Here is a 12,044-nt window from a genome sequence, read left to right as displayed (position 1 = left end):
CCCGGGTGAGGTTCAAGGCCGTGAGCAGATTGGTGAGCAGCAGCACGCCGGCGAACGGAGCGGCACTCGCCAGCAGGGCCTGGACCCCAAGGCCATAGCACCAGAAGCAACCGAGCGGCAGCAGGCCCACCAGACCGGCCGAGGCGACCAGGTAGGCACTGCAGGTGGCCGGCATGCGGGTTCCGATCCCCCCCAGCTCGGTGAGGTCCTGGCAGTTCGTGGCGGAGATCACGCTGCCCACGCTCATGAACAGGAGCGCCTTGGCCAGGCCATGGGAGAACAGCAGCAGCACGGCGATGCCGGGCTGCTGGAGGGCGATGGCGATGAACACCAGCCCCAGGTAGGAGGTGGTGGAGTAGGAGAAGGCCCGTTTCAGATCGACCTGGGCCAGGGCCACCAGCGCCCCGGCGATCGCGCTGATCGTGCCCACCGCCAGCAGCACGTCGGTGGCGACCGGCGAGAGCTGCAGCAGCGGCATCAGTTTGAGCAGCACCAGGGCGCCGGCGGTGACCACCACCGAATTGCGCAGGATCGAGGCGGGGTTCGGACCCTCCATGGCCTCATCGAGCCAGAGGTGCATGGGGAACTGGGCGCACTTGCCCATCGGACCGGCGATCAGTCCCAGGCCCACCAGCGTGCCCGCCAGGGGGGTGATGCCGCCCGTGGCCCGGGCTTCGGCCGCCCAGCTGTACAGGTCGGTGAACTCCATCGAGCCCGCCCAGGCGGAGAGGGCCACCACCCCCATCAGCAGCAGCACATCCCCCACGCGCTTGGTCAGGAACGCATCCCGTGCCGCCGTCACCACCAGGGGCTGGGCGTACCAGAAGCCCACCAGCAGGTAGGTGGAGAGGGTGAGCATCTCCAGCAGGAAATAGCTCATGAACAGGTTGCTGCTCAGCACCACACCGGAGAGGGCCCCCTCGAAGAATCCGACCAGGGCGTAGAAGCGGGCCAGGGCCCACTCCTTGTCGAGATAGCCCAGGGCGAACACCTGGGCGATCAGGCTCATCAGCGTGACCAGCTCCAGGGCAGCCAGGTTGGTGAGCGAGAGATCGATGCCGATGGCCAGGTGGAGATCCCCCGCCGTGAACCAGGGGATGCTCAGGTGGGCAGGGCCCTGCAACTGGACCATCCGGGCCACCACGCTGCCGTGCAGCACGGCCAGCAGGGTGACGAGAATGTTGAGGTAGGCCGCCGGCCGCGGCCCATTGCGCTTGATCCAGCCGCTGGCCCAGGGCAGCGACAGCGCCATCCCACTGAACCCGTAGAGGGGGATCAGCCAGGCCAGCTGAACGGGAAGGGGCAGGGGGGCGTGCAACGGCGTGGGAGGGGAATCCTCAGGGTCCGAGGTGCTTCCGAGGTGCTGGCGAGCGGCGGGGCCGGCCGGAAGGCGCCATCAGCGGCACCGGGACCTAGAAGGTGGCGCGTTCCAGAACGCGGTAGGCCTGGCTCTGGAGGCTGCGGAGCCAGGCCTCGAGCTCCTCGCCATGGTGCTGTTCCTCAGTCCAGAGGGTGCGGAAGAAGGACTCATTCTCGCTGTCGCCGATCAGCAGACAGAACCGGACCGCCTCGGCGTAATGATTGATCAGCTCCGCTTCCAGCACGGCGTCGTGGCGCAGCAGGCCCGCCAGATCACGGGCATGGGCCACGGGCTTCAGCTGGGAGGCGGCCGGAGCCACCCCCAGGGTCAGCATCCGCTGCACCAGCTGTTCGGCATGGCGCATCTCCTCGACGGTCTCCTCGCGGAAACGGCCGGCTGACTCGGTGTCTCCCCAGAGCTCCAGCAGGGAGGCCTGGGTCATGTACTGCTGGACCGCGGAGAGTTCAAGGCTCAGGGCGCGGCCCAGATAACCCAGGACGCGCGGATGCACGGCGTCCATGGGGATCACAGGCGACGGGTGGCGTCAGTGCCGCGGATCGCAGGCTCCACTTCGGTGTGGGGGCGGGCAATGATGTGGGCGGCCACCAGCCCGTCGCCCACCCGTTCACAGGCGTCGGCGCCGGCGCGCACCGCGGCGTTGACCGCGCCGGTCTCGCCCCGCACGAGCACGGTCACGTAACCGCCGCCCACGAACTCCCGGGCCACCAGGGTGACTTCCGCTGCCTTGGTCATGGCGTCAGCCGCCTCGATGGCCGGCACCAGGCCCCGGGTTTCGATCATGCCGAGGGCGATGCCGTGTACGGAAGGGGCCATGGAGGTGGGGGCGGTGTTGGAGGGAGGACGGTTGGAGCCTGAGCCTGAGCCAGAACGGCTGGACCGACCGGCGGAGGCCCCGCTGGCACGGGGTGTCGCAGACGAGCGGCGGGTGGTGGTGCGTGTCGGGCGGCTGGAACTGCTGCTGCGGGCAGTGCTGGAGGCCGGAAGGGCCTTGGCGGGCGCCGGGGCCGGAATGGCTGCTGGTGCTGGCGTGGCCGCTGCGGCGCTGGCCGGCGGTGGGGCCGGCGTGGTGGCCGGCGGTGGGGGCGCGGCGCCTGCCGCTGCAGCGGTGGCCTTGGCGCTGGAGCTGGGTGTGGGTGTGGCCATGGCGGTTCGCGAAGGGGACGGGAAGGGTGACTGGGGAGAGCTGGAGGGCAACGGGAGCGACCAGCTGGGAGGGGGTCAGTCAGCCATCGGGTTCCCAGAAATCGATGATTCCTCCGATGGTGAGATCGGTGTGGGTTTCAGGGTCACCGCAGGCGAAGCGGGCGGCGGACCCACTGGCGGTGAACACCCAGTTGCCGGGTGAAGCTCCGACCGGGTCGACCGCGACGCTCAGTTTGCCCTTGACACTGCGCAGAACCCTGAGGTTCCAGTGCATCAGGCCGCTGACCCGCTGGGTGCAGATCAGGGAGCCGGTGACCTGCATGATCTCCATCAGCTGCCACCTCCGGCCCTGGGGCTCTGGGACGGTGGAACCTGCTTGCCGGCGTCGGGATCCCAGTGGTCGATGATTCCCACGATGGTCAGATCACTGGGATAGGACTTGCTGCCCGCCGCTTCCCTGGCGGCCGAGCTTCCCACACAGATGACCCAGTCGCCCGGGATGCAGCCCACGGCATCGACGGCCACCTTCTGGGTGCTGCCATCCAGCACGACCTGCAGATGCTTGTGTTCGAAGTCCGGGATCCGGTTGGTCGAGACCAGCGGCTTCACCACCTTGCAGATCAGCATCTCAGTGCCCTCCTCCGGTCGCGAAGGTGATCGTGGAACCTACCGCTTCGGGCGGGGTGTGGCGATCCTGGTCCCGCACGGTGAGCAGGGCATGGAGCAGGCCCTGCTGGAACAGCTCGGCGTAGCGGTTCTCGATCGCCGCCTGGACCCGCTGGCAGTGGCGCACGGCCCGTTCGCGGGCGCCGGGCACCTGGCCGTGGTAATCGAAGCGCACCACCACCGGGACCGGCAGGCCGCGGGAGACATTGAGGCCGGTGAAGATCTTCACCCCCACGTCGAGGTCGGCTGCCCCCTCCTCCACGGTGTCCATGTAGGCGAAGTAGGTGAGATTGCGCAGGTGGATCTCCTTGAAGCCGATGCCCACACCGATGAACCGCTCCGCATGGCCCGCATCGCTGTAGGAGCCGCCATGGAACCGGCGCACGTAGTCGATCTGGGAGAGGTTGTGCTCGAGCAGCCGGGCCACCAGCGTCACCATGCCCGGATCCGGTGCGGAAGCCGCCGCCTGCCGCACCATCTCGGTGATCCGCTCGCGCGCCTCGGCGGCGCCGAGCCGGCGGGTGGTGGCATAGACCTCCTGGGCATCGAGCCAGCGCTCCAGGTTGGTGCTGCCGTCCATGCCGGGCACGTGGACCCGGATCGCATCCGTGTCGGTGTCGATGCCGATCAGCAGGAGATCCACCGAGGCGCCGCAGCAGAAGCTGTTCTCCACCGCCTGCTGGAAATCCTGCAGTCGGCTCAGGCCGCAGGAGGCTGCCAGGGCGTCGTTGCTGCCATGGGCCGCACAGCCCTCGTGCTGGGGATCACGGGAGCTGAAGTGGTACAGCACCACCTTGAGGTAGCGGGTGTCGGCGTGGGCCGGGTTGGGCTGGGCCTCGCGGTAGCGGAGGTGTTCGGTCTTGACCCAGCGGTTGACGGTGTTCTCCACATCGAACAGCGCACCGGCATGGGGCCGGCGGCGCACCGAGCTGAAGGGCAGTCGCAAGGAGAAGGCGATGGCATGGGCCAGGCGGCCATCGGCGCAGGGGGTGATGTCCAGCAGGTGGAACCCGCAGGCGAGCAGGAAGCTGTTGAACGCTTCGGCCGAGGGGCTGCCGGGTTGACCCTCGAGCGGGTCCTGGCAGAAGAAGCCCTGGCTCACCTGCTCGTAGGTCTGGAAGACGCACCAGGCGAACAGGGTGCGCATGTCGAGCTGGCTGACCCAGGCCGTTTCCAGGATCGGCAGGGGCAGATCGAACCCGAGCTCGCGCCGGGCGATCTCCTGGGCCTTGGTGACGAAGTCATCCTCGTGCTGCACCGCCGAGAGATGCTTCAGCACCGGGACGATGCGATCGAAGGCGTCCTTGACAGCCGTGTCGTAGGCCTGGAGGGCCAGGTTGCCGCGGCTGTCGGTGAGGGGGTGGTCACCGCCATCGGCCCCAGCCAGGCTCTGCTGCCGGGGTGCGGACGCTGCGGCCCGCGACGGGGTGCCTGGCTCGTCGCGTCGGGCCACGGCCGCGCTCCGCAGCACCCGGCGGCGACCCATCGGCCGGGCTCCGGGTGCGCTCAAGGAGCGCTCCGACTGAATCGCCGCCTGCATGGCGGCCCGGGCTCGGGTTCCTCGCAGCACGGGGCCGGCTGCGGAGAGATCTGCGGCACCGACCGGATCGACGGGGCCGGGTTGGGCCTCGGCCATCACCGGGCGGCGACGCGGTGCCGTGGGGGCCAGCGGCTGGGGAGCGGTGGTTCGGGTGCGACGGGGCATGGGCTGATCAGCCTCGTGCGCCGCCGGAGACCGTGATCAGGGAACCGGCCTGGGTGTTGCCGCTGGAGCCGGTGACGCGGCTCACCGGTTCGGGTACCTCTTCGTTGCGCTTGGGCTGGTAGCCGGGCATCGCGCTCATCGGGCCCACGCGGGTGGGGTTGCGACGACGGGCGGAACTGCCTTCGGTGCCGGTGACCCGTTCGCCGCGGTCCCAGTCATCCCCGGTGATCTTGAGGCCGGCTGAAATGCCTTCGCCCGTGACCCGTGAGGTGGGCCTGGCGTCTTCATCGACGCTCACCGGCGCCGGGGACATGACGCTGGTCTGGATGGGACCGCGGGAGAGCTGAGGGCCGCGGCGATCGAAACGGAACTGCTCGGTGCCGGTCACCTTGTCACCGGCCATGTCAAAAGGGCCGGTGATCCTCCCCCCCTGCTCGTAGCTGTTGCCGGTGACTCCGGATCTCGACTGGCGGGCGATCTGCGCTGCGCGAGCGGGGGACTGAACACTGAACTGCTGCCAGGGCGCACTCTCGAGCGGCTGGGGGAAATCGGCGTCGCCGGCACCGGCGGCGCCACAGGCGGCGGCCTGCTGGTCGGCCCCCACATAGGGCGTTCCGGTGACGGCTTCACAGGCGCCGCGCTCGGCTCCGGTCATCACACCGCCGATGCCGGGCTGGATGCCACTCATGCGGTTGGAGCCACGTACCGGCGTGCGCTCCCGGATGCTGCGCACCGCGGGCGTGGGGCAGTGGTCCGAGGCCTGCTCGAGGCCGGCGTAGGGGGTGCCGGTCACGGCCTTGCAGGTGCCTGGCTCGTCACCGGTCACCTTGTCGCTGCGGCCGGTGCGGGTGCCGCTCACCACCTGGGCCCGGTTGGTGATGCTGAAGCCCACCTTGGGGGCTTCAGGCTGGGGCTTGGTGCCGCAGAAGCCGGCGTACTGCTGTGTTCCGATGTACTCATCGCCGGTGATCAGACGGCAGCTGCCCGGTTCATCGCCGGTCACCCGCTCGCTCCGGCCCACATGGGTTCCGGTGATACCTGTGCCGCGCAGGGTCTGGAGACTGGCCACCTTGGTGGGGGCCCGACCGGGGGCCGGCGGTTCGGCCCCGAGGTACTGGTCACCCGTGAGCTGGAGACCGGACCCCGGCTCGTCGCCGGTGACCCGCTCGGAGCGGCCCACCATCACACCGGACACGGGTTGGCCGCCCAGTGTCTGGCTGCGACCCACCTTGCGGGGGGCTGGGTTGGTGCCGCCGCAGTAGCTCGCCGACTGGTTGGCGGACACGTACTCGGTACCGGTGACGTTCTTGCAGGTACCGGGCTCATCCCCCGTCACCTTCTCGGAGCGTCCCACCTCATTGCCGGTGACCCGGTTGCCGTGGCTGGTGGCGGTGACACGCACCTTGGCGGGCTGGAGTTTGGGGGCTTCGCTCTGGCAGAAGGTCTGGAACACCTCGGCACCCAGATACTCCGTGCCGGTGATGGCGCGGCAGGTGGCGGCCTCGTTGCCCGTGGTCTTGGGCGAGCGGTTCGCCTGGGTGCCCGTCACCACCTGACCGGCACTGGTTTCACTGGTGCCCACCTTCCAGTGGGCATCGGCGGCTGCGGCCTGGCGGGCGCCATGGCGGTTCGGGCCGCTGGGGCGGCTGCAGCCGCTGCGGCTGGATCCGGCGCTGCCCACCTTGGCCTTGAGCTCCCGCACCTTCCGGGCGAGATCGCGGGTGCTGATGTCGGGATTGCCCTGACGCGCCACCGAGGCGGCCGTGGTGTTGGTGGGGGCGTTGGCGGACTTGCCGCGCTTGGAGAGGGCCTCACGGCGGGCCAGCACCAGCGACCGGCTGGGGTTGTGTTGAGCCTGCACCTTCCGATGGGTCGGACGCTGGCCTGCCTGGCTGCGGCCTGCGGCGCCGCGGGCGTCCCCAAGGCTGAGGCTGAGCGTGTCGCCCCGGCTGGCCCTGCGGCCTGCGGAAGGGGTTTCACGTTCACGGTCCTTGCAGCCGCAGGGCTTGTCGGAGCTGGCGGGGGTGGCGGCTGCCTCGCTGGAGCCGGTGCCCCGTGTGACCGCACGGCCCAGGTCGGTGCGGGTTCGGTCGCGGGAGGTGTCAGCCCGCTTGCCCTTCTGGGTGAGAGCTTCTCGGCGTGCCAGCACGAGCTCGCGGCTGCGGTTGATCACGCGCTTGGGCTCGCTGCGGTGATTCGGGGATGGGGCGCTGAGGCTCAGGCTGCTGCGGCTTCGCGACGCGGCGGCCGGGGGGCTGGCTGCGGCGGAGGCAGTGGTGGCTGAGGAAGCGGCGGCGGCGGTGGCGGTGGGCTCGCCAGCAGGGCGGCTCAGGCGCACATCAGCGGCGGTGCGCACCCGGCTCGGGCTCGAGATGAACCGGCCTGCGGCTTTCTTGCCGCCGTTGGTGAGAGCCCGGCGGCGCTCGAGTGCTGCTTCCCGGCTGGATGTGCTGGCCATGTCCGCCCGTCGTCGAAGGTCGCTGTGGTTAGGCCGCAGTTCCTGAGGCGATGCCGACAGATGACGTCTGTGGGCGTTCGTGATTCGGAGTGCCTGAAACCCTGGCTGTGAGCGGATTGGCTCACCGCCAGGGGGTCAGACCTGCGGGGGGAGGGGAGCGGTTCCGGAAGATTCAGGAACCGCCGGTGGTGATGATCCGAAAGGGCTCAGCGGCCCTCGAACACCACGAAGCAGGCACCCTGGCTCTGGGTGTAGGCGTCGTAGCCCACCAAGCGCACGTGGTGGTCGGGGTAGGCGCGGTGGCAGGCCTCGAGTTCGTTCACGATCACGCCGAGATCCTTCTCACCGAAGAAGGGCAGCTTCCAGTACGACCAGTAGGTCGCCATGGCGCGGCTGGGGTGCACGTGCTCGATCAGCGGGCTCCAGCCCTGGGCAATGATGTAGGCGATCTGGTCATAGATCTCGTCCTGGGTCATCGGCGGGAGGAAGCCGAAGGTCTCCAGGGTGGCGACTGTTTGGTAGTCACCCACGGTGCTCTTGAAGGGCATGGGGATCCTGAGATGGATGGGATGGATGAAGGCTGTTGCCGATCACGTGGGGAGGCAGGTGAGCCAAGGCCCTCCTGCCGATCCCCTCAGTGCACGATCACTGGACGTCGAGCTTGTCGACGGTGTCGAACTCGAACTTGATTTCCTTCCAGGTTTCGAGAGCGATCGCCAGCTCGGGGCTGTGCTTGGCGGCTTCCATCAGGATGTCGCGGCTCTCCTTCTCGATTTCACGGCCGGCGTTGCGGGCCTTGACGCAGGCCTCCAGGGCCACCCGGTTGGCGGCAGCACCAGCGGCCGAACCCCAGGGGTGACCGTGGGTACCACCACCGAACTGGAGCACCGAGTCGTCGCCGAAGATCGCCACCAGGGCCGGCATGTGCCACACGTGGATGCCGCCGGAGGCCACGGCGAACACGCCGGGCATCGAAGCCCAGTCCTGATCGAAGAAGTTGCCGCGGCTGCGGTCTTCGGGCACGAACGATTCACGCAGCTGGTCGATGAAACCGAGCGTGGTCTGGCGGTCGCCTTCCAGCTTGCCCACCACGGTGCCGGTGTGGAGCTGGTCACCACCGGAGAGGCGCAGGCACTTGGCCAGCACCCGGAAGTGGATGCCGTGCTTGGGATGGCGGTCGATCACCGCGTGCATGGCGCGGTGGATGTGGAGCAGCATGCCGTTCTTGCGGCACCACTTCGCCAGGCCGGTGTTGGCCGTGAAGCCACCGGTGATGTAGTCGTGCATGATGATCGGCTGGCCCAGTTCCTTGGCGAACTCGGCCCGCTCGTACATCTCCTCAGGAGTGGCGGCGGTGCAGTTGAGGTAGTGCCCCTTCTTCTCGCCGGTTTCTTCCTGAGCCAGCTGCACAGCTTCCGCCACGAATTCGAAGCGGTTCTGCCAGCGCTGGAAGGGCTGGGAGTTGATGTTCTCGTCGTCCTTGGTGAAGTCGAGACCACCACGCAGGCATTCGTAGACCACCCGGCCGTAGTTCTTGCCGCTCAGGCCGAGCTTCGGCTTGATGGTGCAGCCCAGCAGGGGACGGCCGTACTTGTTCATCCGGTCGCGCTCGACCTGGATGCCGTTCGGGGGACCCATGCAGGTCTTGATGAAGGCCAGCGGGAAGCGGATGTCTTCCAGGCGCAGGTGGCGCAGGGCCTTGAAGCCGAACACGTTGCCGACCAGGGAGGTCAGCACGTTGGTGACGGAACCCTCTTCAAACAGGTCGAGGGGGTAGGCGATGAAGGCGTAGAACGACTCCTTGTCGCCGGGCACGTCTTCGATGCGGTAGCAGCGGCCCTTGTAGAAATCGAGGTCGGTGAGGAGCTCGGACCACACGGTGGACCAGGTGCCGGTGGAAGATTCAGCGGCCACGGCGGCAGCCACTTCTTCCTTGGGCACACCTTCCTGGCCGGTGCACTTGAAGCAGGCCAGCAGGTCGGTGTCGAGGGGGACGTAGTCAGGAGTCCAATACGTGTCGCGGTACTCCTTGACCCCGGCGTCGTACTTCTTGCTCATGGAGATTCTCCGGTTGGGTCGGTAAGGGAAAGACGAGGGGAACGCCTCAGGCGCTCATCGGCCTCAGTCCTTGGAACCCACGAAACCGGCGCTGCCGCTCAGAGCAGGCTCCACTTCGCGGTGGGGGCGGGCAATGATGTGGGCGGCGACCAGGCCGTCACCGACCCGCTCGCAGGCGTCGGCACCAGCACGGACGGCAGCGTTGACAGCGCCGGTCTCGCCGCGCACCATCACCGTCACGTAGCCGCCGCCGACGAACTCGCGGGCGATCAGACGCACTTCGGCGGCCTTGGTCATGGCGTCCGCCGCTTCGATGGCGGGCACCAGACCGCGGGTTTCGATCATGCCGAGGGCGATGCCCATGGTTTCGTTAGCCATTACCTGCTCCTGGAGGAGGGGGTGGAATGTTCGGAGGTAACCATGCTCCGTCGCGAAACCCCCCGTCAAGCGATTGGGCCCGGCTGGGTCATCACCGTTTGCATCGTCGCTGATAAGCGAAGCTGATCAGAGCAACACATTTCGTTAGCTTTTGCTTGGCGTTCCAGTGCTGGCCGGCGTTTGGCCTGCTTGTCAGGGCTTGGTGATGCGGCTGCCCGGGTCGTGGAGGCCGTCCGCCGTTCTCCCTACCCTTGCCGCGGAACCGGCACCCCTGGAGTTTCTCCTGGGGGTGGAATGTTCAACCCGGCCGGTTCCACCCCTTTCGGTAGCCCCGATCGCCGACCCACTTCAACGTCGACCGAGCCCTCCCCTCGCCTGGGTGCCGCTGCCCGCAGACGGCGGTCCTCCGGATCGGGAACCCTGCTGCGACACAATGCCCGTCGCGAGCCCTGCCTGCCCTTGCCGACCCTGGTGATCGCCAGTGGCAACCCCCACAAGGTCGCCCAGATCGGCGCCATGCTCGACAGCCTCGCTCTCGAGGTGGTCAGCCAGCCCCGTGACCTGGCGGTCGAGGAGACGGGCAGCACCTACGCGGCCAATGCCCGGCTCAAGGCCGAGGCCGCAGCCCGACGCACCGGGCACTGGGCCCTGGCCGACGATTCCGGCATCGAGGTGGATGCCCTTGGCGGGGCTCCAGGTCTGTATTCGGCTCGGTACGCCCCCACCGACGCCCAGCGGATCCAGCGGCTGCTCCACGAACTCGGCGACAGCCTCTACCGCGGGGCCAGTTTCCGTTCGGCCATGGCCCTGGCGGATCCCTCCGGGCAGACCGTTCTGGAGTCCGAGGGGATCTGCCGCGGCCTGATCCTGCGGCGCCCCCAGGGGCACGGCGCCGGTTACGACGCAATCTTCTACGTGCGGGAGGCGGGCTGCTCCTACGCCGAAATGCCGGACCACCTCAAGAGCAAGCTGGGCAGCCGAGGCAAGGCGGCCCGCCAGCTCGCCCCCGAGCTCCTGGCCCTACTAGGTGTCGCCTGAAGAGTTCCCCTGGGGGCTTTTGCTTGCTTGAGACTCCCCTGAGCGCTTGCTTGGGGCTCCCGGGGCCCTTCCTGCCCCCGCCGGCCGCTGGGTTGGTGCCCCTTCTCAGCCCTTGGCCGACGCGTTGATGTGGTGGATGGCCCGCATGGCCGCCGCCGCCGCCTCCTCCACGTCCCCCTCCCGGCCCGCCAGGGTGAGGCGGCCAAAGGCTCCGACGGCCTTCACGTCGACCACGGTGATGTTGGAGGCCTTCTCGGCCTCGTTGGCGGCGATCAGCACGTAGCCCGCCGGTTCGGTCTCCAGGATGAACATGCTCATCCCGGCCTGGATCATCGAACCGCGCCGGTTCTGGCGGTTGATCAGCACCGCGTGGTCGGGCGTGATCGCTCGGATGATCTCCGTCCAGCTCACTTCGCAGCGGCTGCGCTGTTCGACGCTGCTGGCGATGGCCTCGAGCACCACATCACCGGAGTGGAGCACGTTGCTCTGGTCGCGGTGGTAGAGGGCCAGCGACCCGAAGGCCCGCTCCACGATCATCTGGCCGAGGCGCACGGTGCTCGCCTTGAGGGCGATGTCGGTCACCCGATGCACGGCCATGCCGGGGGAGACTTCCAGCCACAGGCAGGCGTCCCCGGGAATCGGCAGGAACCCCTGGCTCACCGTTCCCATGTAGGCGGCCAGCTGGGGCTGCAGGGAGTCGAGAAAGACGTAGGTGCGCAGCTCGATCGACTGCACGTGGCTGGACTGGCGTGCCAGCCGGGTGCCCTCACTGTCGGTGGTGATCACACAGCTCGCCCCGGAGCTGTCCGGATCCACCGCCGTGCCGGTGATCAGGCGTCCTGCGCCCGTGGCAATCCCATCCATGCGGGAGGTCCGCCGCTGCCGAAAGGCCCGATCGTCTGGATTGAGCGGGCTGGAGGGCATCAGGAGGGCAGAACTCCTCAGACGGTGGTGGAGGGAAGAGGGGTGGAGGGAGAGGACTGAAGGGGCCGGGCTGGGTTCGTCGGCAGGGCGGGCGGTTGCAGAACGCTTCCGGGCAACCGACGGCGTTGGGCTGGAGCTTGGGGCGCTTGAGCCAGCCGCTCGGGACCGGGGTGCGCCCTGTCGGCCACCTGGAGCCTCGGTGGGGCTGACTTTACCCTCACCGCCCCCTGGCAGGGCCGGGAGGCTGGCCTGCCAGGGGCTTGCCCGCCTCCCGGAAGCCGATACCGTCCGGG

12 protein-coding genes are annotated in these 12,044 nt (G+C 68.6%); 1 reads left to right on the top strand and 11 read right to left on the bottom strand.

Annotated elements, in window-relative coordinates; all coding sequences use genetic code 11:
* The 10 genes from ACLD7X_RS14410 to csoS1 (ACLD7X_RS14365) all read right to left on the bottom strand — a co-directional run.
* On the bottom strand, window positions 1–1,318 hold a 1,318-nt coding region (locus tag ACLD7X_RS14410; RefSeq protein WP_411424350.1), incomplete at its 3' end, for a proton-conducting transporter transmembrane domain-containing protein.
* A gap of 94 nt (window positions 1,319–1,412) precedes the next feature.
* Window positions 1,413–1,871 carry a ferritin-like domain-containing protein gene (locus ACLD7X_RS14405; RefSeq protein WP_412007060.1) on the bottom strand — a complete coding sequence of 153 codons (459 nt, stop codon included), beginning with the start codon at window positions 1,869–1,871 and terminating at the stop codon, window positions 1,413–1,415.
* Window positions 1,872–1,885: 14 nt separating this feature from the next.
* Window positions 1,886–2,524 carry an alpha-carboxysome major shell protein CsoS1 gene (gene csoS1 / locus ACLD7X_RS14400; protein ID WP_425625269.1) on the bottom strand — a complete coding sequence of 213 codons (639 nt, stop codon included), beginning with the start codon at window positions 2,522–2,524 and terminating at the stop codon, window positions 1,886–1,888.
* A gap of 79 nt (window positions 2,525–2,603) precedes the next feature.
* Window positions 2,604–2,846, bottom strand: coding sequence for a carboxysome peptide B (locus tag ACLD7X_RS14395; RefSeq protein WP_412007059.1), 243 nt, complete (start codon window positions 2,844–2,846; stop codon window positions 2,604–2,606).
* 8 nt (window positions 2,847–2,854) lie between these two features.
* Window positions 2,855–3,151: an alpha-carboxysome shell vertex protein CsoS4 gene (gene csoS4, locus ACLD7X_RS14390; protein WP_411424347.1), complete on the bottom strand. Its 297-nt coding sequence runs from the start codon at window positions 3,149–3,151 to the stop codon at window positions 2,855–2,857.
* Between the two features lies 1 nt (window position 3,152).
* Window positions 3,153–4,895 carry a carboxysome shell carbonic anhydrase gene (locus tag ACLD7X_RS14385; RefSeq protein ID WP_412007058.1) on the bottom strand — a complete coding sequence of 581 codons (1,743 nt, stop codon included), beginning with the start codon at window positions 4,893–4,895 and terminating at the stop codon, window positions 3,153–3,155.
* 7 nt (window positions 4,896–4,902) lie between these two features.
* Window positions 4,903–7,353, bottom strand: coding sequence for an alpha-carboxysome scaffolding protein CsoS2 (csoS2, locus tag ACLD7X_RS14380; protein WP_411424345.1), 2,451 nt, complete (start codon window positions 7,351–7,353; stop codon window positions 4,903–4,905).
* A 206-nt stretch (window positions 7,354–7,559) separates the two neighbouring features.
* Window positions 7,560–7,901 carry a ribulose bisphosphate carboxylase small subunit gene (locus ACLD7X_RS14375; RefSeq protein ID WP_411424344.1) on the bottom strand — a complete coding sequence of 114 codons (342 nt, stop codon included), beginning with the start codon at window positions 7,899–7,901 and terminating at the stop codon, window positions 7,560–7,562.
* A gap of 97 nt (window positions 7,902–7,998) precedes the next feature.
* A complete protein-coding gene (locus ACLD7X_RS14370) occupies window positions 7,999–9,411 on the bottom strand; it encodes a form I ribulose bisphosphate carboxylase large subunit (protein WP_411424343.1) in 1,413 nt (470 codons plus the stop codon).
* Between the two features lie 63 nt (window positions 9,412–9,474).
* Entirely contained in the window at window positions 9,475–9,789 is a 315-nt protein-coding gene (csoS1, locus tag ACLD7X_RS14365) for an alpha-carboxysome major shell protein CsoS1 (protein WP_006909739.1), read from the bottom strand.
* A gap of 459 nt (window positions 9,790–10,248) precedes the next feature.
* Here csoS1 (ACLD7X_RS14365) and rdgB point away from each other — a divergent pair, with 459 nt between their 5' ends.
* Window positions 10,249–10,827, top strand: coding sequence for an RdgB/HAM1 family non-canonical purine NTP pyrophosphatase (gene rdgB, locus ACLD7X_RS14360; RefSeq protein WP_412007057.1), 579 nt, complete (start codon window positions 10,249–10,251; stop codon window positions 10,825–10,827).
* Window positions 10,828–10,932: 105 nt separating this feature from the next.
* On the opposite strand, the gene ACLD7X_RS14355 is transcribed toward rdgB, so the two are convergent.
* On the bottom strand, window positions 10,933–11,751 hold the full coding sequence (locus ACLD7X_RS14355; protein ID WP_412007056.1) for a hypothetical protein: 819 nt from the start codon (window positions 11,749–11,751) through the stop codon (window positions 10,933–10,935).
* Window positions 11,752–12,044 lie beyond the last annotated feature (293 nt).

The organism is Aphanothece microscopica RSMan92, from assembly GCF_046613545.2.
In the GTDB taxonomy this organism is placed as follows: Bacteria; Cyanobacteriota; Cyanobacteriia; order PCC-6307; family Cyanobiaceae; genus NIES-981.
Note: the sequence above shows the minus strand (reverse complement) of the source record. Positions and strands in the feature narration are given on the sequence as shown.

Bases quoted from the DNA above. Each gene is read 5' to 3' on its own strand.
- csoS1 (WP_425625269.1), bottom strand. From the start codon at position 2,524: ATGGCCACACCCACACCCAGCTCCAGCGCCAAGGCCACCGCTGCAGCG.
- ACLD7X_RS14395 (WP_412007059.1), bottom strand. From the start codon at position 2,846: ATGCAGGTCACCGGCTCCCTGATCTGCACCCAGCGGGTCAGCGGCCTG.
- csoS4 (WP_411424347.1), bottom strand. From the start codon at position 3,151: ATGCTGATCTGCAAGGTGGTGAAGCCGCTGGTCTCGACCAACCGGATC.
- ACLD7X_RS14385 (WP_412007058.1), bottom strand. From the start codon at position 4,895: ATGCCCCGTCGCACCCGAACCACCGCTCCCCAGCCGCTGGCCCCCACG.
- csoS2 (WP_411424345.1), bottom strand. From the start codon at position 7,353: ATGGCCAGCACATCCAGCCGGGAAGCAGCACTCGAGCGCCGCCGGGCT.
- ACLD7X_RS14375 (WP_411424344.1), bottom strand. From the start codon at position 7,901: ATGCCCTTCAAGAGCACCGTGGGTGACTACCAAACAGTCGCCACCCTG.
- ACLD7X_RS14370 (WP_411424343.1), bottom strand. From the start codon at position 9,411: ATGAGCAAGAAGTACGACGCCGGGGTCAAGGAGTACCGCGACACGTAT.
- csoS1 (WP_006909739.1), bottom strand. From the start codon at position 9,789: ATGGCTAACGAAACCATGGGCATCGCCCTCGGCATGATCGAAACCCGC.
- ACLD7X_RS14355 (WP_412007056.1), bottom strand. From the start codon at position 11,751: ATGCCCTCCAGCCCGCTCAATCCAGACGATCGGGCCTTTCGGCAGCGG.